This window comes from Streptomyces sp. NPDC002888, assembly GCF_042888465.1.
Lineage (GTDB): Bacteria > Actinomycetota > Actinomycetes > Streptomycetales > Streptomycetaceae > Streptomyces.
In genome coordinates this window covers 16,135-38,701 of record NZ_JBIAPU010000002.1, presented here as the reverse complement: position 1 = coordinate 38,701, position 22,567 = coordinate 16,135, and the positions used below count along the sequence as shown (strand labels likewise).

Here is a 22,567-nt window from a genome sequence, read left to right as displayed (position 1 = left end):
TCCTCAGTACGCCAGGGCGCGGTCGACGGCGTCGAGTACCCGGTCCAGGCCCGGCAGGTACTCCTCTTCCAGGCGGGCGGGCGGATAGGGGGCGTGGTAGCCGCCGACGCGCAGGACGGGGGCTTCCAGGTGGTAGAAGCAGCGTTCGGTGATGCGGGCGGCGATCTCGGCGCCGGAGCCGAAGAAGACCGGTGCTTCGTGGACGACGACCAGGCGACGGGTCTTCTCGACCGACGTCTGGATGGTGTCGAAGTCGAGGGGGGAGACCGAGCGCAGGTCGACGACCTCCAGGGACTTGCCCTCCTCGGCGGCCGCGTCGGCCGCCTCCTGGCAGAGCTTCACCATGGGCCCGTAGGCGGCGAGAGTGAGATCGGTGCCGTCGCGGACCACGCGCGCCTTGTGCAGCGGGCCCGGGATCGCCTCCGTGCTGACCTCGGCCTTGTCCCAGTAGCGGCGCTTGGGTTCGAAGTAGATCACCGGGTCGTCGCTCTGGATGGCCTGCTGCATCATCCAGTAGGCGTCCGAGGCGTTGGACGGGGAGACGATCTTCAGGCCGGCGACGTGCGCGAAGAGGGCCTCGGGGGACTCGGAGTGGTGCTCGACCGCGCCGATGCCGCCGCCGTAGGGGATACGGACGACGACGGGGAGTTTGACCTTGCCCAGGGAGCGGGCGTGCATCTTGGCGAGCTGGGTGACGATCTGGTCGTAGGCGGGGAAGACGAAGCCGTCGAACTGGATCTCCACCACGGGGCGGTAGCCGCGCAGGGCGAGGCCGATGGCGGTACCGACGATGCCGGATTCCGCGAGCGGGGTGTCGATGACGCGGCTCTCGCCGAAGTCCTTCTGCAGGCCGTCGGTGACGCGGAAGACGCCGCCGAGTTTGCCCACGTCCTCGCCCATGATGAGGACCTTGGGGTCGGTCTCCAGGGCGCGGCGCAGCGACTCGTTGATCGCCTTGGCCAATGCCATGTTTTTGACAGTCTCGGCCATTTCAGTGACCCCCCTCTACGTCCGCGAACGACGCCTGGTAGGCGGCGAACTGTGCACGCTCCTCGTCGACGAGCGCGTGCCCGTCCGCGTACACGTTCTCGAAGATGGCGAAGTGATCCGGGTCCGGCATGGCACGGACCGCTTCGCGCACTCGTTTGCCCAACGCCTCGCTCTCGGCCTCCAGTTCCGCGAAGAATCCCTCGTTCGCGTGGTTTGAGGCCTCGAGGTAGCGGCGCAGCCGCAGGATCGGGTCCTTCGCCTCCCAGGCCGCCCGCTCGTCGTCGTGGCGGTAGCGGGTGGGGTCGTCGGAGGTGGTGTGGGCGCCCATGCGGTACGTGTACGCCTCGACCAGCGTCGGACCCTCACCGGCGCGGGCCCGCTCCAGCGCCGACTTCGTCACCGCGAGGCAGGCCAGGACGTCGTTGCCGTCGACGCGCACGCCCGGGAAGCCGTAGCCCTGGGCGCGCTGGTAGAGCGGCACCCGGGTCTGCTTCTCGGTGGGCTCGGAGATCGCCCACTGGTTGTTCTGGCAGAAGAACACCACGGGGGCGTTGTAGACCGCGGAGAAGGTGAAGGACTCCGCGACGTCGCCCTGGCTGGAGGCGCCGTCGCCGAAGTAGGCGATGACGGCCGAGTCCGCGCCGTCCTTGGCGACGCCCATCGCGTAGCCCGTGGCGTGCAGGGTCTGGGAGCCGATGACGATCGTGTAGAGCTGGAAGTTGTTGCTGTTGGGGTCCCAGCCGCCGTTGTTCACGCCGCGGAACATGCCGAGGAGGTTCGTCGGATCGACGCCGCGGCACCAGGCGACGCCGTGCTCGCGGTAGGTCGGGAAGACGTAGTCGTCGTCGCGCAGGGCCCGGCCGGAGCCGATCTGGGCGGCCTCCTGGCCGAGCAGCGAGGCCCACAGGCCCAGCTCGCCCTGGCGCTGCAGGGAGGTCGCCTCGGCGTCGAAGCGGCGGGTGAGCACCATGTCGCGGTAGAGGCCCCGGAGCTCTTCGGGGGTGACGGCCTCGACGTACTTGTCGTACTCGGCGTTCTTGACGCGCTCGCCCTCGGGCGTCAGCAGCTGCACGAGCTCGGGGTCGGCGCCCTGCTGGGCGGCGGTTCCCTTCTTGGCGGTCGTGCGGGTGGTGCGCTTGCTGCCGGTGGTGCCGGCTGCTTTGGCACCGGCGGTGCCGGCCTTGCTCCCGGCGCTGCGTCGCGGTGTGCGCGCGGCAGTGCTCTCCACGGTCACGTGTGCTCCTCCGTCGGTCCGGCCCCCGGGATTGCCGGGTTCCAGTGCGGCTCACCTGTTTCCGACACCCGTTGCACGGGGTGGGTGCCACTCGGCCGGGAACAGGCGTGACAGGTGCCCCGGCGAGCGCCCTGCATCACGTCACGTTACCCAGTGCTCCACATTTCTGTGAAACCCCTCCTGACCTGCATTTTTGCTTGGATTTCCAAGTATTTTCTGCTTGGAGGTCCGAGTACTTCGCAGATATCCGGAGGAGCCGCTGGTCACAGCTCTGGTTACAGCCTGGCAGGGGGCCGGAACACCGGCACGTTATCCCGGTCACCCCGGGATCGGGAAGAGTTCTTGAACGACTCCGTCGGAGCAATGGGAGAGAAATCAGAATTTCAACCACGGTGCGACCGAAAGTGACTGCGGGCGACTGCCTGTGACAACACCCAGCTCACGGGCCGGGATCGTGCCCTAGCATCTGCGCGTGCCGCGATCTTGTGTACCACCCCTCATGCCCCATGCGCCCCCGCTGAGCGCCTTGCTCCGTCAGTACGCCGCCGGTTCCGCGCTCGTCTGCGAACCCGTCGACCAGGGGCTCCTGAACCGCGGCTACCGGCTCCGCACGACCCGCGGCCGCTACTTCCTCAAGCACCACTTCGACCCGGAGACCGCCGACCCGGCCGCCATCGCCCGCCAGCACCGGGCCACCCGGCGCCTGGCCGACCTGGGCGTTCCCGTGGCGCCGCCGCTGGCCGACCGCGACGGACGCACGGTCGCCGTGATCGGCGGTCACGCCTACGCCCTGCACCCCTGGATCGACGGCCGCCACCGCCACGGCGCCCAGCTCACCACCGTCGAGTGCACCCGGCTGGGGGCGCTTCTGGGGGTGGTACACGCGAGCCTGGAGCGCGTGATGCCGGTGCGGGAGCGGGCCCGCGACGGGTTCCGTGGGCCGGGTGAGGAGCCGAGCGCGCGGACGTGCGTACAGCACCGCACATGCGGAAAAGAGCGCAGGTCACGGACATGCGTGCCGCAGCACACGCGCGCGTGGGGTGCTCGGCGGACCGCCCCGCCCTCCGCGGGCGCCCCGCCCTCCGCGGGCGCCCCGCCCTCCGAGAGTGCCCACCCCGCCGACACCTTCGCCCTCATCGACGACCTGCTCGCGCGCGTGCGCCGGCACCGGCCCGCCGACTCCTTCGACGAGTTGGCCCGGCACCGGCTCCTGGAGCGGCGGGACCTGCTGGAGCGGCACGCGGACCGGCGGCCTCCGCGCGGGAAGTCGGTCGGGTGGGTGCACGGGGACTTCCACCCGTTCAACCTGCTCTACCGGGGGGACGCGCCCGCCGCGATCGTCGACTGGGACCGGCTCGGCGTACAGCCCCGCGCGGAGGAGGCCGTACGCGCCGCCGCCATCTTCTTCGTACGGCCGGACGGCACCCTCGACCTGCCGAAGGTACGGGCGTACGCGCGCGCGTACCGGCGTACGGCCGGGGCCTCGCCCGCGGAGCTCGCGGCGGCCGTGCACCGCGTGTGGTGGGAGCGGCTCAACGACTTCTGGATGCTGCGCTGGCACTACGAGCGGGGCGACACCCGCGCGGACTCCCAGTTCCCGGCGGCGTCGGCGCTCGCGGTGTGGTGGACACGCGAGTACGACGCGGTCAGCGGCACGTTCATGGGCTGACACGAGCTTCGAGGGCCGACACGAGAGCGGCCGCACAAACGCACGCGCGCGTGGAGCCCCGTCAAGGCCCCACGCGCGTGTAATGGCTGGTCAGCCGCCCAGGCCGCCGACGCCCGTCGTGCCGCCGTTGTCCGTGCCGCCGTCCACCGGGTCCGTCTCCGGCTGGCTCGGCTCGGGCGGCGAGGCAGTCGCCGTGTCCGACGGCTGCGTCGCGGTCGGCTCGTCCGACGGCTCGTCGCTCGGCTGGCTGCTGGCCGACGGGGACTGCGTGTACGACGGGGCGGGCGACGGCGAGTAGTACGAGCCGGAGCCCGAACCCGTGTTGTCGTCGTCCGACGTGTTGTCGCTCGGCTGCTCGGACACCTCGTCGCTCGGAGTCTCCGAGGGCTGCTCTTCCTTGGACGTCTGGGCGGACTGGGTCGGCGACTTCGTGGTCTCGCCCCCGCCCTTGCCCGAACCGTCGTTGTTCAGCGCGAGCGCCACGCCCGCCGCGATGGCGATCACCGCGAGGACGGCCAGTATCCACAGCTTGCCGCGGCCGCTGCCCCGGTTGCCGTGGCCCTCGAAGCCGCCCTCGTCACCGCCGCCGTACCCGGAGGGCAGGATCGGCTGCGGAATCTGCGTGGTGCCGGAGGAGTCGCCCGGGTGCGGCATCGCCGTGGTGCCCGCGAAGCCCCCGGCCGGGGTGTTCCGGCCCCCGTGCGAGGTGACGGGTCCGGTGTCCCAGGTGCCGGTGTGGCCGCCCTGGTCGTACAGCATCTGCAGCCCGTACTGGACCAGCCCGCGCATCTCCTCGGCGGTCTGGAAACGGTCGTCCGGCTCCTTGGCGAGGGAGCGCATGACGAGCCCGTCGAGTTCGGGCGGGGCCGCGCCCTCCGAGGTCTGGGACGGGGGCACCGGGATGTCCTGGACGTGCTGGTAGACCACCGACAGCGGGGTCTCGCCGGTGAACGGCGGACGCAGCGCGAGCAGTTCGTACAGCAGGCAGCCCGTGGCGTACAGGTCGGAGCGGTGGTCGACGGCCTTGCCGAGCGCCTGCTCCGGGGAGAGGTACTGCGGGGTGCCCATGACCATGCCGGTCTGCGTCATCGTCGTGGACGCGCCGTGCAGGGCGCGGGCGATGCCGAAGTCCATCACCTTGACGGCGCCGTTGTGGGTGATGATGACGTTGGCCGGCTTGATGTCGCGGTGCACGATGCCGTGCTGGTGCGAGTAGGCCAGCGCCTCCAGGACACCCGAGACGATGATCAGGGCCTGCTCCGGGCCGGGTGCCTCGGCGTTCAGCAGCAGGTCGCGGATGGTGCGGCCCTCGACCAGCTCCATCACGATGTACGGCACGGACTGGCCGCCCACGACGTCCTCGCCGGAGTCGTACACGGCGACGATCGCGTGGTGGTTGAGGCCCGCCACCGACTGGGCCTCGCGCGTGAAGCGGGCCTTGGACACGGGGTCCTCGGCGAGATCGGCCCGCAGGAGCTTCACGGCCACGGTGCGCCCGAGACGTACGTCCTCGGCCGCGAACACCTCGGCCATGCCGCCCCGGCCGAGTCTGCCGGTCAACCTGTACCGGCCGTCCCCGACCAGCCCGCCGTTACCCCACAGTTCAGGCGCGTCTGACATACCGCCGCCACTCGCCTCGGGGTCGGACGGGCCCTGAGCGCGCTGCTGTGCCATCAGTCCTCGCCGTCGTTTCTGCCCGCGGTACGCGCGGTGTTGTTACGGTCTCCGTCGGCCACGCTACAGCCTCCGCGCAAGCCTCCGGTTCGGGAAGACCCCGGCGACCGGTCCGAGACAGACCGGCCATGAAACCGTTAGCAGGCGCTGTCGTGCAAATTCTGTGTGCCGGGCGTACGTCCGCGGTAACGCTTGCGCGACGCTTCTTTCGCGTACGGTCACGGAACGGGCACCGAGCTTGACGTGTCAGTGCCCTGGGGCAGACTTGGCCGGGAATAGCACATTGGATCAACGACATTCGCCGGCGCCTGAAGGCCAGTGGGGGACGCGAGAACATGAGCCAGGACGCCGCACAGGGCCGGTATGCGGGGCGGTCGCTCGCCGGCGGCCGCTATCAGTTGCGCGACTTGCTCGGCGAGGGCGGCATGGCCTCCGTGCACCTCGCGTACGACGCGGTGCTCGACCGACAGGTCGCGATCAAGACACTCCACACCGAGCTCGGTCGCGAGCAGGCCTTCCGCGAGCGCTTCCGCCGCGAGGCCCAGGCCGTGGCCAAGCTCACGCACACCAACATCGTCTCCGTCTTCGACACCGGCGAGGACGACGTGGACGGCATGACCACGCCGTACATCGTCATGGAGTACGTCGAGGGCCGCCCGCTCGGCTCGGTGCTGGACGAGGACGTGCGGCAGTTCGGCGCGATGCCCGCCGACAAGGCGCTGAAGGTCACCGCCGACGTGCTCGCCGCGCTGGAGATCAGCCACGAGATGGGGCTGGTCCACCGGGACATCAAGCCCGGCAACGTGATGGTGACCAAGCGCGGCGTCATCAAGGTGATGGACTTCGGCATCGCCCGCGCCATGCAGTCGGGCGTCACGTCGATGACGCAGACCGGCATGGTCGTCGGCACCCCGCAGTACCTCTCGCCGGAGCAGGCGCTCGGCCGGGGCGTGGACGCCCGCAGCGACCTGTACTCCGTCGGCATCATGCTCTTCCAACTGGTCACCGGGCGGCTGCCGTTCGACGCGGACTCCCCGCTGGCGATCGCGTACGCGCACGTGCAGGAGGAGCCGGTGGCCTCCTCGTCGATCAACCGGGCGCTGCCGCCGGCCGTGGACGCGCTGATCACCCGTGCGCTGAAGAAGAACCCGAACGAACGTTTTCCGACCTCGGTCTCCATGCGCGACGAGTGCCTGCGGGTGGCGGCCTCCTTCCAGGCTGCCCCGCCGAGCATCGTCCCGGGCGCGCCCACGCAGAGCGGTGCGGGCGTCGGCTCCGCGGTGTTCCCGCCGGTCGACCAGGCGACCCCGGCGCCCCAGGGGAACGTCCAGACGCCGTACCAGCCGGCCCCGACACCGAACCCGTACGGCGCTCCGACGCCCTCCCCCGCGTACGGCTACCCGCAGCAGGGCGGCTACCAGACGCCCACTCCGGGCGGGTACGGCCCCGGCCCGCAGACCCCGTCGCCGTACCACGTCACCCCGCAGACCGTGGCCGGGTCGCCCTCCGGCGGCGGGCCCGGTTCGGGCTCCGGGAGCGGCAAGAGCAACAGGCCGGTGATCATCGGCTCGGCCGTGGTGGCCGTCCTCGCGGTCGGCGGCCTGATCGCCGCGCTGACCCTGAACGGGGGCGGCGGCAGCGACAACGAAGGCGGCGGCAGCGCGAGCCCGACGGCGACGGCGACCAAGGCGGCGGGCTACCGCGGGCCGGACACGTCGAAGACGATCGACCCGACCGAGTGCAGCGAGCCTCAGGAGTCGTACAACGACCCCGACAAGATCCAGATCCCGGACTTCAAGTTCAAGTACATCAAGTCGGTCCAGGCGTGCTTCCAGGCGGCCGGCTGGACTTTCAAGATCAAGGACGAGCAAGAGAACACCTACGGCGAGGGCGCGGTCATGGACCAGTTCCCCTCCGCCGGGACCGACGTCGACCCGAAAGACATGCCCGAGGTCGAGCTCAGCGTGTCCACGGGGAACCCGCCGTCCTGACGAGCGGGCCGCCCCTGACGGACGGCAAGCGAAAGGGCCCGGCGTCGGTCGCCGGGCCCCTTTTTACAGGTGGGGTTGTCTAGCCGGGCCCCTTTTTACAGGTGGGGTTGTCTAGAGGTACGGCCCGCCCGAACGGCCGCCCGCGCGCGGGTCGTCGCCGCCCTCGTGGCTCGCGCCCGGCGGGAGAGCGCGGCGCATCGACTCCAACTGGGCGCGCGCGGCCATCTGCTGGGCGAACAGTGTGGTCTGGATGCCGTGGAACAGGCCCTCCAGCCATCCGACCAACTGGGCCTGCGCGATCCGCAGTTCGGCATCGCTCGGGGTCGCCTCGTCCGTGAACGGCAGGGAGAGCCGTTCCAGCTCCTCGACGAGCTCCGGCGCCAGACCGTCCTCCAGCTCCTTGACCGAGCTGGCGTGGATCTCCTTGAGCCGGACCCGGCTGGCCTCGTCCAGGGGAGCCACGCGCACCTCTTCGAGGAGCTGCTTGATCATGCTTCCGATCCGCATGACCTTGGCCGGCTGTTCGACCTGCTCCGTCACCGGGATCTCACGGGAGTCCTCGTCTGCGTCGATGCCGCCTAGTGCCATGCCGTCCTGGCCCACGACCAGGATCCGCTGGGCGTTGTCCGGCGATCTTTCGTTCCTCGGCATCTCCATGCCGCCATTCTCTCGCACGCCTACACCTCATCACCGTGGTGCCCCCGGTGCAGGGTGATCCACCGTTTCCGTTCGGAGCAGTCCAGAGTGCCCCGATAATTTCTGAATGCCAGGATTATGGGATCTTTTCTTGACGACTGGACACCGAGAGGGGGTCACGGACGTGACTCCATGGCGGCGGGCGTTGTGCGTGGTGGGCGCGGGTTTCCTGCTGCTGCAGGGGGGTGCGTCGGCGTACGGCGGCGTCTCGTACGGGAGCGTGTCGTCGTACGACACCCCTTCCGCGTCCCCCTCCGCCCCGGACCGGGCCGGAAGCCGGGCCGGGGTGGGCAAGGTGCGGCCGGGGCGGAGCGATGAGGAAAGGGAGGGCGAGGAGGAAGGGGAGGGCGAGGACGACGAGAGCGAGTCCGCCGAGTCGGGCGTCGACGACGAAGAGCCCACGCCCGCGACCGAGCCGCCCGGCGAAGCCGGTCTCGTGCCCTCCAAGACGCCCGGCGCCGGCTCCACCGAGGAACAGCCCGTCGGACGCGTGCTGCGGATCCTGCCCCTCGGCAGCGGCCTGGTCCTCATCGGCCTCGGTCTCGGCCTCGCCTTCCTCGCCCTCCGGCTGCGCCGGGTCTAGAGACCGCCACGGCGGCTTCTTCTACTGGGGCGTGACCAGCAGCACCTTGCCGACGTGGCCGCTCTCCTCCACCACCCGGTGGGCGGTGGCAGCGTCGTTCATCGGGACCTCACGGTCGATGACCGGGCGGACGTGACCGTCGGCGAGCAGGGGCCAGACGTGCTCGCGTACGGCCGCCACGATGGCCGTCTTCTCGCCGAGCGAGCGGCCCCGCAGCGAGGTCGCGCTGATCGCGGCGCTCTTCCTCAGCAGCGCACCGAGGTTCAGCTCGCCCTTGATCCCGCCCTGGAGGCCGATGACCGCGAGCCGGCCGTTGACGGCGAGGGCCTGAACGTTGCGCTCGAGGTACTTGGCGCCCATGTTGTCGAGGATCACGTCGGCGCCCTTGCCGTCCGTGGCCTGCTCGATCTCGGCGACGAAGTCCTGCTCGCGGTAGTTGATCAGGATGTCCGCGCCGAGCCCGGCGCAGTACTCCAGCTTCTCCTTGGTGCCCGCCGTGACGGCGATCCTCGCGCCGACGGCCCTCGCCAGCTGGATCGCCATGGTGCCGATGCCGCTGGAGCCGCCGTGCACGAGCACGGTCTCGCCCGGGCGGAGGTGCGCGATCATGAAGACGTTCGACCAGACCGTGCAGACCACCTCCGGCAGCGCCGCGGCCTGCGTGAGACCGACGCCCTCGGGCACCGGCAGCAGCTGTCCGGCGGGGACGGCGACCCGCTCGGCGTAACCGCCGCCCGCGAGCAGCGCGCACACCTCGTCGCCGACGGCCCAGCCGGAGACACCGGGGCCGAGAGCGGCGACACGGCCCGAGCACTCCAGGCCGGGATACGGGGACGCGCCGGGCGGCGGGCTGTAGTGGCCCTGCCGCTGAAGAATGTCGGCCCGGTTGACGGCACTGGCCACCACCTCGACCAGGACCTCGCCCTCACCGGGCACCGGGTCGGGCACCTCGTCCCACACCAGCGCCTCGGGTCCACCAGGTTCGGGAATCGTGATCGCATGCATGAGAGGGACGCTACCCCGCAGACGCCGAAGGGCCTCCTGCGGAAATTCCGGGTGCGATCACCGATGAGTTCGCGGGACGGTAAAGGTCTCCTCATGCGTCACCCATGTACGCGGAAGGACACCCCACCATGAGCCAGCACACGTCCGGCCTGGCCATCGAGACCGCGGGCCTGGTCAAGACGTTCGGCGAGACCCGGGCCGTCGACGGAGTCGACCTGGCCGTGCCCACCGGCACGGTCTACGGCGTCCTCGGCCCGAACGGCGCCGGCAAGACCACCACCGTCAAGATGCTCGCCACGCTGCTCAGGCCCGACGGCGGCGAAGCCCATGTCTTCGGGCACGACGTCGTACGGGACGCCGACGCCGTGCGCGCCCGGGTGAGCCTCACCGGCCAGTACGCGTCCGTGGACGAGGACCTCACCGGCACCGAGAACCTCGTTCTGCTCGGCCGTCTGCTCGGGCACGACAAGAAGGCGGCCAGGGAGCGTTCCGGCCTGCTGCTGGAGGCCTTCGGGCTCAGTGAGGCGGCGGGAAAGCAGGTCAAGCACTACTCGGGCGGCATGCGGCGCCGCATCGACATCGCCGCGTCCATCCTCAACACACCCGACCTGCTCTTCCTCGACGAGCCGACCACCGGTCTCGACCCGCGCAGCCGCAACCAGGTGTGGGACATCGTGCGGGCCGTGGTCGCGCAGGGCACCACCGTGCTGCTGACCACGCAGTACCTGGACGAGGCCGACCAGCTGGCGTCCCGGATCGCCGTCATCGACCACGGCAAAGTCATCGCCGAAGGCACCAAGGGCGAGCTGAAGGCGTCCGTCGGCGCCGGATCCGTCCATCTGCGGCTACGGGATCCGGCGCAGCGGGCGGAGGCCGAGCGGGTGCTGCGGCTGGCGCTGGACGCGGAGGTGCAGCCGGAGCCCGACCCGGTGGCGCTGACGGCCAGGCTCGGTGCGGCGGCGAGCGACGCGGCCGCCGAGCAGGCCGCACGGGCCCTCGGTGAACTGGCCCGCGCGGGCATCGTCGTCGACAACTTCTCGCTGGGTCAGCCCAGCCTGGACGAGGTCTTCCTCGCTCTCACCGGACACGACACGCGCGACGCGAAGGACGAGGTGGCGGCATGAGCACCGCGACGACGACCGACACCCAGGACCTCGCCCCCGTCAGCACCGAGTCGCTGACCGCGCTGCTCGTCGCCAAGGAACGGCCGCCGCGGCCCAGCGCGTGGTCGGCCTCCCTGACCTTCGGCTGGCGGGCCGTACTCAAGATCAAACACGTCCCCGAGCAGCTCTTCGACGTCACCGCCTTCCCGATCATGATGGTGCTGATGTACACGTACCTGTTCGGCGGGGCGCTGGCCGGCTCGCCGAAGGAGTACATCCAGTTCCTGCTGCCGGGCATCCTCGTGATGTCGGTCGTGATGATCACGATGTACACCGGTGTCTCGGTCAACACGGACATCGACAAGGGCGTCTTCGACCGCTTCCGTTCGCTGCCGATCTGGCGCCCGGCCACGATGGTCGGCTATCTGCTCGGCGACGCCCTGCGCTACGCCATCGCGTCCGTGGTGATGCTCACCGTCGGCATGATCCTCGGCTACCGGCCGGACGGCGGGGTCGCGGGTGTGGTCGCCGGGGTCGCCCTGCTGATCGTCTTCTCGTTCGCGTTCTCGTGGATCTGGACGATGTTCGGGCTGCTGCTGCGCACCGAGAAGTCGGTGATGGGCGTCAGCATGATGGTGATCTTCCCGCTCACCTTCCTGTCCAACGTCTTCGTCGACCCCAGCACCATGCCGGGCTGGCTGCAGGCATTCGTCAACAACAGCCCGGTCACCCATCTGGCGTCCGCGGTCCGCGAGTTGATGGCAGGTGACTGGCCGGCCGACGAGATCGCCTGGTCGCTGGGGTGGGCCGGCCTGTTCGTGCTCGTCTTCGGACCCGTCACGATGCGGCTGTACAACCGCAAGTAGCGCTCAGTGCCGCCCGTCCCGCTTCGCGAAGCAGCGCTCAGTGCCGCCCGTCCCGCTTCGCGGGTGGCGGCACGCGGACGATCGTGATGACACGGTCCGTCAACTCCAGCACCCCGACGGCCGGATCGTCGTAGCCCAGCACCCGGTGTCCGCGTACGACGCTGACGACCAGGTCGTCCGTCTCCCGCGGACTGCGGCCCGTCTCCGCCTTGGTGACGGGCCGTTCGACGATGTCGAGCCCGCTGCCCTGGCTCATGAGGTCCTCCATGACCGCGCCGGCGGCGGGGCTGAGCACGGACAGCCCCAGGAGGCGGCCGGCCGCACCGGCGCTGGTGATGACCTCGTCGGCACCGGACTGCTTCAGCAGCGGCGCGTTCTCCTCCTCGCGGACCGCTGCCACGATGGTCGCGCCGCGGTTGAGCTGGCGCGCGGTCAACGTCACCAGCACCGCGGTGTCGTCGCGCTCCGTCGCGATGATGATCTTCCCCGCCCGCTGCACCTCGGCCCGCCGCAGGACGTCGCTGCGGGTCGCGTCCCCGACCACGCCCTCGAAGCCCTCGGCCCTCGCCGTGTCGATCGCCTTCGCGCTGGGGTCGATGACGACGACCTGTTCCTTCCGCAGGCCCGCCACACAGACGGTCCGGATCGCGGACCGTCCCTTCGTGCCGAAGCCGACGACGACGGTGTGGTCACGCAAGAGGGGCCTCCCGTGGCCGTGTTGGTGATGACGGGTGCGCCCCCGTCCGTAACCATGGTGCCCATTGTTCGGATCACCACCACAAGGGGCGCACGCGATGAGGGACGACGAGCCACAGCCTTCCAGGACGAGGAGGCTGCCGCTCCTGCGGTCCCTCTGGTACGGCTCGCGCAGGGAGGCCCGCGAGGACCAGGAGGCGGGCCATTTCATCACGATGCCGGCACGCACCGGCGTCCCGCCGCTCCAGCAGGTCCTGCGGCGCCTGGCCATGGCCCTGCTGGTGCTGGCCCTCACCACGCTGATCGTCTATGTCGACCACGGGGGCTACAAGGACAGCTCCGACGACTCCGTCGACTTCATCGACGCGATGTACTACGCCACCGTCACGCTCTCCACCACCGGCTACGGCGACATCACCCCGGTGAGCGACGCCGCCCGGCTCACCAACGTCTTCGTCATCACGCCGCTGCGGGTGCTCTTCCTGATCATCCTGGTCGGCACCACCCTGGAGGTCCTCACCGAGCGCACCCGCCAGCAGGTCCGCATCCACCGCTGGCGCGGCCGCACCCGCGACCACGTCGTGGTCGTCGGATACGGCACCAAGGGACGCCACGCCGTGGAGACCCTGATCGGACAGGGCATCGCCAAGGACCGGATCGTCGTCGTGGACGCGCAGCACAAGGCGGCGCACGCGGCCGGCGACGACGGGATGGTGTCGGTGACCGGGGACGCCACCCGGTCCGAGACCCTGCTGAAGGCCGAGGTGCAGAGCGCCTCCCGGGTGATCGTCGCACCGCAGCGCGACGACACGGCCGCCCTGGTCACGCTCACCGCCCGCCAGCTGAACCGGCGCGCCACGATCGTCGCCGCCGCCCGCGAGGACGAGAACGTGCCGCTGCTCAAGCAGAGCGGCGCGGACACCGTCGTCACCAGCTCCAGCTCCGCCGGCCGCCTGCTCGGCGTCTCCATGGTCAGCCCTGCCGTGGCCAGGACCCTCGAAGACCTCATGACCCTGGGCAGCGGGCTGGACCTCATCGAACGCCCCGTGGCGGACGAGGAGGTGGGGCTCACGCCCCGTGCCTGCGCGGACCTGGTCGTCGCCGTCGTCCGCAGTCAGCAGGTGCTGGACTACGCCGATCCGCGGCTGACCGAGCTCCGTCGGGGCGACCGGGTGATCACGGTCAGCCGCCCCCGGGTCACTGCCGAGTAGGTGTGTTTCACGTGAAACACACGCCGATTCCGGCGCTCGCCCAGGGCAGGTCGAGCAGTTCCGCCTCCTGACCGGGCCGGGCGCCGCCCGGCGGTACGACCGCGAGGGCGTCGGCCGCCGCGATGCCGCGCAGCATGGCCGGACCGTTGTAGTGCAGCGGCACGGCACGGTCGCCGCGCAGGACAACAGGGATGAGCCGGGTGTCGTGCGGGTGGCCGTGCGCCGCGTCCTGGAGAGGCAGCGTGTAGGGCTCCGGGGCAGGGCGGGCGGCGAGGGTGCGCAGCAGGGGCTCGGCGAGCGTGAGCAGACCGGAGACGGCCGCAAGGGGGTTTCCGGGCAGGCCGACGAGGTGCTGGTCCTCCTTGGTGCGGGCCAGCAGCATGGGGTGGCCGGGGCGCACCTTGACGCCGTTCACCAGGAGTTCGGCGCCGATGCGGCGCAGGGTCGGGTGGACGTGGTCGACGGGGCCCGCCGCGGTGCCGCCCGTGGTGACGATCAGGTCGGCGTCGCTGCTGGTGATCGCCTTGTGCAGCGCCTTCGCGTCGTCGCCGAGCCGGACCACGGCGGTGACCTCGGCGCCCAGCGCACGGAGCCAGGGCGGAAGCATCGGGCCGAGAGCGTCGCGGATGAGCCCGTCGTGCGGCAGGCCCTCGGTGAGCAACTCGTCGCCCAGGACCATGACGTCGACGCGGGGGCGGGGAACGGCGGTGACGGTGTCGTACCCGGCGGCCGCGGCGAGGCCGAGGACCGCCGGGGTCACCAGGGTGCCGACCGGGAGCAGCTGGTCACCGATGCGGCACTCCTGGCCGCGCGGTCGGATGTCCTGGCCGTGCCCCAGGGTGGGCGCTCCTCCCGCTCGGACCGAGTCCTGGGGGAAGGCCGCGTGCAGTCGGCCCTTGTCGTCGGTACGGCCGTGCTCACTGCGCAGCACCGCGGTGGTGTCCCGGGGGATGCGGGCTCCGGTGGCGATACGGACGGCCTCACCGTCGGCGAGGGGTTCGGGGGCGGCATGCCCGGCCAGCACGCCCTCGGCGCGGACGTCCCACGGGCCGGGTCCCGCGACCGCCCAGCCGTCCATCGCGGAGGTGTCGAAGGAGGGGAGGTCGGTGAGCGCGGTGAGGGGGGCGGCCAGCACCAGGCCGAGGGCGTCGGCGAGGGCCACGGAGACCGGGGTCCGGCGGCGGGCCGCGGCCTGGGCGGCGCGCGCGGCGATCGCCTGGGCCTCGGGCCAGGGAGTGGCCTTGTGATGGGCGTCCGGGCGGTGGGAGGGGCGTGGGGTGGTGGGCTCGGGGGCGGGGCCGTGGGCGCCGTGGGGCCGGGCGGAGCCGTGGGCTTCGTTCACGAGGGCGAGCACCTCCTCGACGTCGAGGTCCTCGGCATCCTGACCGCCCCGAATGCCGGGGGCGGTCATCCGGCGTCCGGACGGGCGCCGGGCGTGGCGTCGGGAGCCTGGTCGGGCGTGGCGTCGGGGGCCAGGTCGGGCTTGGCCTCGGATGTCGCGTCGGGCTTGGTCTCGGTGGCCTCGTCGGCCCAGCGCACCGCCAGTGCCGCGGCCTTGCGGGCGGCTTCGGCGACGGCCTCGGGACCGCCCTGGGCCTGCGCGGCGGCGTAGCCGACGAGGAAGGTGGTCAGCGGCGCCGCGGGGCGTGCCACTCCGTGGGCGGCGTCACGGGCGAGGTCGAGCAGTACGCCGGTGTCGACGTCGAGGTCGATGCCCAGCTCGTCCTTGACTGCGGAAATCCATTCATCCAACACGTGGCCATGCTCCCTGATACGTGCCCTGGCGGTGGCGATGTCGTCCCAGGTGTCGCAGTCGAAGGAGGCGACGGGGTCGGGGACGCGGGTGAGGTCGAGCCCGGCGGTCAGCCGGCGCAGGGGCAGCCCGGTGAGGCCGCCGTGCTCGACGGTGAGGGCCGCGAGCCTGTGGCGCAGCGCGGGCGCCCGGTAAGCGGCCACGAGCGGCTGGTCGCGGCCGTCGGCGTCGGCGACGAGCACACCGTCGGCGTCGCCGGCCCGCAGAGTGGTGAGCAACCGCCGTACCGTGCCGTCCCGGAGGAAGGGCAGGTCGGCGGAGAGGACGACGACGTCCTCCGCCGTGGTGCGGTGCAGACCGGCGTCGAGCGCGGCGAGGGGGCCCGCGCCGGGCGGGTCCTCGCGCACCCAGCGCACGGGCCGGACGGTGGGCCGGGGGTCGGCGACGACGACGGTCGTACGCGCGTCGGCGCAGGCGGCGAGCACCCGGTCGAGCAGCGCGCGGCCGCCCACCCGGACCCCGGGCTTGTCCGCCCCGCCGAGCCGCCGGGCCCCACCGCCGGCGAGCACGACGGCGTCGTGGCCGTGGCGGTCGTCGGTGCCGGGAACACCGGGAGGATCGATCGAGGTCACCCCCCGAGTATGCGTGCCGCCACGATCACAAGGGAACGTCTGTCCGCCTGCGGGGCGCCGGCGCACGCCTCAGCACTCACAGCGCTCACAGGGCTCACAGGGCTCACAGGGCTCACAGGGTGCGCAGTAGTACCGCCGGTTGTTCCACGCAGTCCGCCACGTACCGCAGGAAGCCGCCCGCCGTGCCGCCGTCGCACACCCGGTGGTCGAAGGTGAGTGACAGCTGCACGACTTGGCGCACCGCCAGCTCACCCTCGTACACCCACGGCTTGGGGAGGATGCGGCCGACACCGAGCATGGCCGCCTCGGGGTGGTTGATGATCGGCGTGGAGCCGTCGACGCCGAACACGCCGTAGTTGTTCAGCGTGAAGGTGCCGCCGGTCAGTTCGGCGGGCGTGAGGGTGCCCGCGCGGGCGGCCTCGGTCAGCCGCGCGAACTCCGCGGTGAGCGCCTCGGCGTCCCGCGCATGCGCGTCCCGTACGACGGGGACGACGAGACCCCGGTCCGTCTGCGCGGCGAAGCCGAGGTGGACGTGGTCGAGCCGGACGACCTCCCTGGCCTCCATGTCGACGGTGGAGTTGAGCTCGGGGAACCGGGCGAGGGCTGCCGTACAGATGCGGGCGAGGAGCGCGAGCAGGGAGATCTTCGGCCCGCCCGCCGCGTTCATGGCGGTCCGTGCCCGCATGAGCTCCGTGGCGTCGGCATCCACCCAGCAGGTGGCGTCGGGGATTTCGCGACGGCTGCGGGAGAGCTTGTCGGCGACGGCACCCCGGATGCCCTTGAGGGGGATGCGGGTGCCGGTCGCAAGGGCTGCGGGCGCGGGCTGGGGTGCCGTCGCCCGGGTGGGCGCGGCGGCGGCGCTCAGCGCCTGCTCCACGTCCGCGCGCAGGATCAGCCCCTCGGGTCCGGAGCCGGCGAGGGTCCTCAGGTCCAGCCCGTTCTCGCGGGCGAGCCGCCGCACGAGCGGAGAGATGACGGGTACGGGGGCGTCGTCGGCGCGGAGCCGTTCACCGCCGGACGGCACGCCTGAGACACCGGCGTCCGCCGATCCACGAGGAGAGCGCGGGGGTGCTGCCGCCGGTGCCGTCTGCACCACCGGTGCGGTCGGCCGGACCCGGCGCCTGCGTGCGGGGGCCTCCGAGGTGCCGTAGCCCACCAGCACGTTCCCCGAGCCCTTGCTCGGCTCCCCGGCGTCACCGCCGGAGGCCGGCGGGCCCACGGCCACCGTCAGCAGGGGCGCCCCGACGGGCAGTTCCGTGCCCTCCTCGCCGAAGCAGGCGGTGACCACGCCGCCGTAGGGGCAGGGCACCTCGACCATCGCTTTGGCCGTCTCGACCTCGACGACCGGCTGGTCGACGGCGACGACATCGCCGACCTGGACCAGCCAGCGGACGATCTCCGCCTCGGTGAGCCCCTCGCCGAGATCGGGGAGCTTGAACTCGAGCACCTGTGCCATCAGCTCTCGGCCTCCCACTGAAGACGCGCCACGGCGTCCAGAATCCGGTCGACGCCGGGCAGGTGGTGGCGCTCCAGCATCGGCGGCGGGTAGGGGATGTCGAACCCGGCCACGCGCAGCACCGGCGCCTCCAGGTGGTGGAAGCACCGCTCCGTGACCCGGGCGGCGATCTCCCCGCCCGGCCCGCCGTACCCACCCGACTCGTGGACGACGACGGCGCGTCCGGTGCGCCGTACCGAGGCGCAGACGGTCTCGTCGTCGAACGGCACCAGCGAGCGCAGGTCGACGACTTCGAGGTCCCAGCCCTCGGACTGTGCCGCCTCGGCGGCTTCGAGGCAGACGGGCAGTGACGGGCCGTACGTGATGAGCGTGGCACTGCGGCCCGGGCGGCGCACGACCGCGCGGCCGATCGGTTCAACGGTCCGCGGGTCGTCCGGGTTCCAGGTGTCCTTCGACCAGTACAGGCGCTTGGGCTCCAGGAAGACCACCGGGTCGTCGGAGGCGATGGCGGCGCGCAGCAGTCCGTAGGCGTCGGCGACGGTGGCGGGCGTGACGACATGGAGCCCGGGAGTCGCCATGTAGTACGCCTCGGAGGAGTCACTGTGGTGCTCGACGCCGCCGATGCCGCCCCCGTAGGGGACGCGGACGGTGATGGGGAGCGGCATCGTCCCGCGCGTGCGGTTGCGCATGCGGGAGACGTGGCTGATGAGCTGCTCGAACGCGGGGTAGGCGAACGCGTCGAACTGCATCTCCACGACCGGCCTGAGGCCGTACATCGCCATGCCGACGGCCGTGCCGAGGATGCCCGCCTCGGCCAGCGGCGTGTCCGTGCAGCGGTCCTCGCCGAACTCCTTGGCGAGCCCGTCGGTGACCCGGAAGACGCCGCCGAGGGTGCCGACGTCCTCGCCCATCACGTGGACGGCCGGGTCGGCGGCCATGGCGTCGCGCATCGCGCGCGTGAGGGCCTGCGCCATGGTGGCGGGCTTGACGGCGACGGTGGTCATCAGTGGGTCCCTTCCTGCTCCGCCTCGAGCTCGGCACGCAGCCGGTCCTGCTGCTCGCGCAGTTGCGGGGTGGGCTCGGCGTACACCTGGGCGAACAGGTCCATGGGGTCGAGCACCGGGTCCTGGTTCATGCGCTCGCGCATGTCTGCGGCCATCGACTCCGAGGCGACCCGCGCGGACTGCCTGGTGTCCTCGTCGAGCAGTCCGCGCTCGGTCAGCTCTTGCTCGAGGAGCAGGATCGGGTCGTGCGCGCGCCAGGTCTCGACCTCGGTGTCGCCGCGGTAGCGGGTGGCGTCGTCGGCGTTGGTGTGGGCGTCGATGCGATAGGTCACCGCCTCGACGAGTGTGGGGCCGCCTCCCGCGCGCGCGTGCCGTACGGCGTCGCTCAGCACCTCCAGGACGGCGGCGGCGTCGTTGCCGTCGACCAGGCGGCCCGGCATGCCGTACCCGACGGCCTTGTGGGCGAGGGAGGGGGCGGCGGTCTGCTTGGCGAGCGGGACGGAGATCGCGAAGCCGTTGTTCTGGACGAGGAAGACGACCGGGGCCTGCCACACGGCAGCGAAGTTCAGTGCCTCGTGGAAGTCGCCCTCGCTGGTGCCGCCGTCGCCGACCATCGCGAGTGCGACCACGTCGTCGCCCTTGAGGCGGGCGGCGTGGGCGAGGCCGACGGCGTGCGGGAGCTGGGTGGCCAGCGGAGTGCACAGGGGGGCGACGCGGTGGGTGCGGGGGTCGTAGCCGGTGTGCCAGTCGCCGCGCAGGAGGGTGAGGGCCTCGACCGGGTCCACGCCGCGCGCGACGGCGGCGAGCGTGTCGCGATAGCTGGGGAAGAGCCAGTCCCGCTCCTCCAGGGCGAGCGCGGCGGCGATCTCGCAGGCCTCCTGGCCGGTGCTGGAGGGGTAGACGGCCAGGCGGCCCTGCTTGGTGAGGGCGGTGGCCTGGGCGTTGTACCGGCGGCCGCGCACGAGGTGCGCGTACAGGTGGCGCAGCAGGTCCGGGTCGGTCTTCGCGGCCGCCTCCGTGCCGAGGACGCGGTACGGTTCCGCGTCGGGCAGCAGTGGCGCGGGGTCGGTACGGGGCTGCCAGGCGGGCGGCGGCGTTGGCCGGTATGTGCCCCGCTGCTCCATCACCGTCATGACGGCACCTCCTCGTGGAAGCGGCTTCGAGAGGCGCAGCCTGTGTGGTGCGCCTCACCTACCGATTGTTCGGTCGTCGGCACATTTTGGCTACAGGCACCTTCAGGCTGTGGACAAACGGTTCTCCACAGCCTGTGATGGACGCAGTACGTCCATGGTAGGAAGGCGGGGGGACATGGCATCTGAACAAATGGCCGAAGGCGCGGACGCCGGCATCCCCCTCCCGGACGCCGGCGTGCCTCTGTCGCCCGCGCGCCCCCTGGACGCCATCGACCAGGACATCCTGCGCATGCTCCAGGCGGACGGCCGGGCGTCGATACGGTCGGTCGCCGAACGGGTCCACGTCTCGCGCGCCAACGCCTACGCGCGGATCAACCGGCTCCTCGAGGACGGCGTCATACGCGGCTTCGGCGCCCGGGTCGACCACGAGCGCGCGGGTCAGGGCACCTCGGCGTACATCACCCTGAAGATCGTCCAGAACTCCTGGCGCACGGTGCGCGAGCAGATCGTCCGGCTGCCCGGTGCCTCCCACATCGCCCTGGTGGGAGGCGACTTCGACGTCCTGCTGCTGGTGCACACTCCCGACAACAGGGCCCTGCGCGAGCTGGTGCTCACCCGGCTGCAGGCGATCCCCGAAGTCCTCAGCACCCGCACCCTGCTGGTGTTCGAGGAGGAGGACCTGGAGCCCCAGGGCTGACTCACGAGCCCGAGCGCAGCCCCCCGAAGACAAGCTGCACGACGGCATCGGCCACGTCGCCCTCCCGAATGCCACCGCCGTCGGGGCGGTACCACTCGACGATCGAGTTGATCATCCCGAAGACCAGCCGGGTGGCCAGGCGCACCTCGACGTCACCGCGTACGTCCCCATCGGCGGCGGCCGCCTTCAGCAGTTCGGCGACCCGGTGGTCGAAGTCGCGGCGCCGCTCCAGGGCCCACCGCTCGGTGTCGGTGTTGCCGCGCACGCGCAGCAGCAGCGTCACGTACGGCAGCTCGGCGATGAGCACCTCGACCATGCGCCGCACGACGTACTCCAGGCAGTCCGCGGCACCACCCACGCGCGCGTGCTCCTCGTCGAGGATCGCGAAGAGGCCGTCCAGCGCCCGGCTCACGGCGCGGCGCAGCAGTTCCTCCTTGCCGGCGACGTGGTGGTATATCGACGACTTGGAGATACCGGCCGCCTTGGAGAGGTGTTCCATGGAGGTGCCGTCGTAGCCGCGCTCGTTGAAGACCCGCACCGCGACGGACAGCAGCGTCTCCGGGGTGTACGTGTCGCGCTTGGCCGTGGTCATGAGGTGCCCTCCCGCTTTTCGGTGGCGTACGCGTGGCGGTAGAGCGCGAGGGACGGCGCGTAGCGGCCGGAGGGGTCGCGCTGGTGCAGATCGTCGAGGAGGGCGCACGCCCAGCTGCGGCCGAGTCTGCGGCTCCATTCGAAGGGACCGAGGGGGTAGTTCACGCCCAGGCGCATCGCGGTGTCGATGTCCTCCTCGGTGGCCACGCCCTTGGCGACGGCGTCGTGTGCCAGGTCGACGACCCGCGCCACCGTACGGGCGACGATCATGCCGGGGACGTCGCCGATGACGCTGACGTCCTTGCCGAGGGCCTGGAAGAGGCCGGTGGCCTCGGCGAGGGTCTGCGGGGCGGTGTCCTGGGAGGCGGACAGGGCGATACGGGTGGCCCTGCGGTAGTCGAGGGCGAGGTCGAAGTAGACGACGTCCCGGAACTCCACGGACGTCTGGCCGTCGGCGAGCACCAGCTGTCCGCCGGAGGGCAGCACCAGGCGGGTGCCGTGGTCCTCTTCCTCGGCGCGGATCTGGATGCCCGCCTCGCGGATCAGGGCGAGCACCTCGGAGGCCGGGCCCAGATCACCCTCGGCGACGACGTAGGCGGGCGGCCGGGCCCCCTCCGCGGTGTGCGGCTCGGCGCGCTCGGCGCCCTCGCGGTAGTCGTACCAGCCCTGTCCGCTCTTGCGGCCGAGACGGCCCGACTCGACCATCCTGCGCTGGGCGAGCGACGGCGTGAAGCGCACGTCCTGGAAGAAGGACTGCCACACGGAGTGGGTGACGGACTCGTTGACGTCCTGCCCGATGAGGTCGGTGAGCTCGAAGGCGCCCATCTTGAACCCGCCCGACTCGCGCAGGACGGCGTCGATGGTGGCGGGGTCGGCGCCCTGCGCCTCGTAGACCGCGAAGGCCTCGGCGTAGAAGGGCCGCGCCATGCGGTTGACGATGAATCCGGGGGTGTCGGCGCAGGCGACCGGCGTCTTGCCCCAGGCGCGGGCCGTCTCGTACGCGCGCGTGGCCGACGTGACGTCGGTGGCGAACCCGGAGACGACCTCGACCAGGGGCAGCAGCGGCGCCGGGTTGAAGAAGTGCAGGCCGACGAGGCGGCCCGGGTTGCTCAGGGCGCCGCCGATGGCGGTGACGGACAGGGACGAGGTGTTGGTGGCGAGGAGACAGTCCTCGGCGACGACGTCCTCCAGCGCGCGGAACAGCTCCTGCTTGGCGTCCAGCCGCTCCAGGACCGCCTCGACGACCAGCGCGCAGTCGGCAATTCCGGCGAGGCTCTCGGCGGCCGTGAGCCGGCCGCGCGCCGCGTCCCGGTCGGCGCCGGTGAGGCGGTCCTTCTCGACGAGCCGGTCGAGGCGTGCGCCGATCGCGGCGGCCGCTTCCCGGGCCCGCCCGGGGACGGCGTCGTACAGCCGTACGGGGTGGCCGGCGGCCAGCGCGACCTGGGCGATGCCCTGGCCCATGGTGCCGGTGCCGACGACGGCCACGGGGCTGCTGAGGTCGAGTGCTGTCATGTGCGCGATCCTCCCGCACGGGGATTTCCACAGATGCGGCAGGCCCCCTTGTCCCGACCGATCGTTCGGTT

Annotated in this window: 19 protein-coding genes and 1 pseudogene; 7 read left to right on the top strand and 13 right to left on the bottom strand. The window is 71.6% G+C overall.

The genetic code is table 11. The features are described 5' to 3' along the window. Window positions 1-3 precede the first annotated feature (3 nt). Entirely contained in the window at window positions 4-990 is a 987-nt protein-coding gene (locus ACFYWX_RS03135) for an alpha-ketoacid dehydrogenase subunit beta (RefSeq protein WP_389422209.1), read from the bottom strand. Window position 991: 1 nt separating this feature from the next. After that, window positions 992-2,224 (bottom strand): pyruvate dehydrogenase (acetyl-transferring) E1 component subunit alpha, encoded by a 1,233-nt coding sequence (gene pdhA, locus ACFYWX_RS03130; RefSeq protein WP_389422208.1) that lies wholly within the window; start codon window positions 2,222-2,224, stop codon window positions 992-994. Between the two features lie 499 nt (window positions 2,225-2,723). On the opposite strand from pdhA (ACFYWX_RS03130), the gene ACFYWX_RS03125 reads away from it, so the two are divergent. Next, a complete protein-coding gene (locus tag ACFYWX_RS03125; protein ID WP_389422207.1) occupies window positions 2,724-3,893 on the top strand; it encodes a phosphotransferase in 1,170 nt (389 codons plus the stop codon). Window positions 3,894-3,983: 90 nt separating this feature from the next. On the opposite strand, the gene ACFYWX_RS03120 is transcribed toward ACFYWX_RS03125, so the two are convergent. After that, window positions 3,984-5,567 carry a protein kinase gene (locus tag ACFYWX_RS03120; RefSeq protein WP_389422206.1) on the bottom strand — a complete coding sequence of 528 codons (1,584 nt, stop codon included), beginning with the start codon at window positions 5,565-5,567 and terminating at the stop codon, window positions 3,984-3,986. A 335-nt stretch (window positions 5,568-5,902) separates the two neighbouring features. Here ACFYWX_RS03120 and ACFYWX_RS03115 point away from each other — a divergent pair, with 335 nt between their 5' ends. Beyond that, window positions 5,903-7,558 (top strand): protein kinase, encoded by a 1,656-nt coding sequence (locus ACFYWX_RS03115; protein WP_389422205.1) that lies wholly within the window; start codon window positions 5,903-5,905, stop codon window positions 7,556-7,558. Between the two features lie 111 nt (window positions 7,559-7,669). Here ACFYWX_RS03115 and ACFYWX_RS03110 read toward each other — a convergent pair whose 3' ends face one another. Beyond that, complete coding sequence (locus tag ACFYWX_RS03110) at window positions 7,670-8,215, bottom strand: bacterial proteasome activator family protein (protein ID WP_389422204.1); 546 nt, start codon at window positions 8,213-8,215, stop codon at window positions 7,670-7,672. Between the two features lie 163 nt (window positions 8,216-8,378). On the opposite strand from ACFYWX_RS03110, the gene ACFYWX_RS03105 reads away from it, so the two are divergent. Continuing rightward, window positions 8,379-8,837, top strand: coding sequence for a hypothetical protein (locus ACFYWX_RS03105; RefSeq protein ID WP_389422203.1), 459 nt, complete (start codon window positions 8,379-8,381; stop codon window positions 8,835-8,837). Between the two features lie 21 nt (window positions 8,838-8,858). Here the strand turns inward: ACFYWX_RS03105 and ACFYWX_RS03100 are convergent, their stop codons facing one another. Next, the gene (locus ACFYWX_RS03100) at window positions 8,859-9,842 is read right to left on the bottom strand and encodes an NAD(P)H-quinone oxidoreductase (RefSeq protein ID WP_389422202.1); all 984 of its coding nucleotides are present in this window, start codon (window positions 9,840-9,842) and stop codon (window positions 8,859-8,861) included. Between the two features lie 128 nt (window positions 9,843-9,970). Between ACFYWX_RS03100 and ACFYWX_RS03095 the strand changes: the two genes are divergently transcribed. Next, window positions 9,971-10,966: an ATP-binding cassette domain-containing protein gene (locus ACFYWX_RS03095; RefSeq protein WP_389422201.1), complete on the top strand. Its 996-nt coding sequence runs from the start codon at window positions 9,971-9,973 to the stop codon at window positions 10,964-10,966. Further along, on the top strand, window positions 10,963-11,811 hold the full coding sequence (locus tag ACFYWX_RS03090; RefSeq protein WP_389422200.1) for an ABC transporter permease: 849 nt from the start codon (window positions 10,963-10,965) through the stop codon (window positions 11,809-11,811). The genes ACFYWX_RS03095 and ACFYWX_RS03090 overlap by 4 nt, the downstream gene beginning before the upstream one ends. A 37-nt stretch (window positions 11,812-11,848) precedes the next feature. Here the strand turns inward: ACFYWX_RS03090 and ACFYWX_RS03085 are convergent. After that, window positions 11,849-12,517 (bottom strand): annotated as a pseudogene (locus ACFYWX_RS03085) (potassium channel family protein); the annotation flags it as partial. A gap of 88 nt (window positions 12,518-12,605) precedes the next feature. Here ACFYWX_RS03085 and ACFYWX_RS03080 point away from each other — a divergent pair. Beyond that, window positions 12,606-13,718 carry a potassium channel family protein gene (locus ACFYWX_RS03080; RefSeq protein ID WP_389422199.1) on the top strand — a complete coding sequence of 371 codons (1,113 nt, stop codon included), beginning with the start codon at window positions 12,606-12,608 and terminating at the stop codon, window positions 13,716-13,718. A 7-nt stretch (window positions 13,719-13,725) separates the two neighbouring features. Here the strand turns inward: ACFYWX_RS03080 and ACFYWX_RS03075 are convergent, their stop codons facing one another. The 5 genes from ACFYWX_RS03075 to pdhA (ACFYWX_RS03055) form a co-directional block, all read right to left on the bottom strand. Further along, the gene (locus ACFYWX_RS03075; RefSeq protein ID WP_389422198.1) at window positions 13,726-15,129 is read right to left on the bottom strand and encodes a molybdopterin molybdotransferase MoeA; all 1,404 of its coding nucleotides are present in this window, start codon (window positions 15,127-15,129) and stop codon (window positions 13,726-13,728) included. After that, a complete protein-coding gene (locus ACFYWX_RS03070) occupies window positions 15,126-16,103 on the bottom strand; it encodes an NTP transferase domain-containing protein (protein ID WP_389422197.1) in 978 nt (325 codons plus the stop codon). The genes ACFYWX_RS03075 and ACFYWX_RS03070 overlap by 4 nt, the downstream gene beginning before the upstream one ends. 112 nt (window positions 16,104-16,215) lie before the next feature. Continuing rightward, complete coding sequence (locus tag ACFYWX_RS03065) at window positions 16,216-17,559, bottom strand: dihydrolipoamide acetyltransferase family protein (protein WP_389422196.1); 1,344 nt, start codon at window positions 17,557-17,559, stop codon at window positions 16,216-16,218. Then, entirely contained in the window at window positions 17,559-18,563 is a 1,005-nt protein-coding gene (locus ACFYWX_RS03060; protein WP_389422195.1) for an alpha-ketoacid dehydrogenase subunit beta, read from the bottom strand. Before ACFYWX_RS03060 ends, ACFYWX_RS03065 begins: the two co-directional genes overlap by 1 nt. Then, on the bottom strand, window positions 18,563-19,696 hold the full coding sequence (gene pdhA / locus ACFYWX_RS03055) for a pyruvate dehydrogenase (acetyl-transferring) E1 component subunit alpha (RefSeq protein ID WP_389422194.1): 1,134 nt from the start codon (window positions 19,694-19,696) through the stop codon (window positions 18,563-18,565). The genes ACFYWX_RS03060 and pdhA (ACFYWX_RS03055) overlap by 1 nt, the downstream gene beginning before the upstream one ends. A gap of 175 nt (window positions 19,697-19,871) precedes the next feature. Between pdhA (ACFYWX_RS03055) and ACFYWX_RS03050 the strand changes: the two genes are divergently transcribed. Further along, window positions 19,872-20,393 (top strand): Lrp/AsnC family transcriptional regulator, encoded by a 522-nt coding sequence (locus ACFYWX_RS03050; protein WP_389422193.1) that lies wholly within the window; start codon window positions 19,872-19,874, stop codon window positions 20,391-20,393. A 1-nt stretch (window position 20,394) separates the two neighbouring features. Here the strand turns inward: ACFYWX_RS03050 and ACFYWX_RS03045 are convergent, their stop codons facing one another. Both ACFYWX_RS03045 and ACFYWX_RS03040 read right to left on the bottom strand, forming a co-directional pair. Continuing rightward, on the bottom strand, window positions 20,395-20,985 hold the full coding sequence (locus ACFYWX_RS03045) for a TetR/AcrR family transcriptional regulator (RefSeq protein WP_389422192.1): 591 nt from the start codon (window positions 20,983-20,985) through the stop codon (window positions 20,395-20,397). Beyond that, entirely contained in the window at window positions 20,982-22,496 is a 1,515-nt protein-coding gene (locus ACFYWX_RS03040; protein WP_389422191.1) for a 3-hydroxyacyl-CoA dehydrogenase, read from the bottom strand. The genes ACFYWX_RS03045 and ACFYWX_RS03040 overlap by 4 nt, the downstream gene beginning before the upstream one ends. Window positions 22,497-22,567 lie beyond the last annotated feature (71 nt).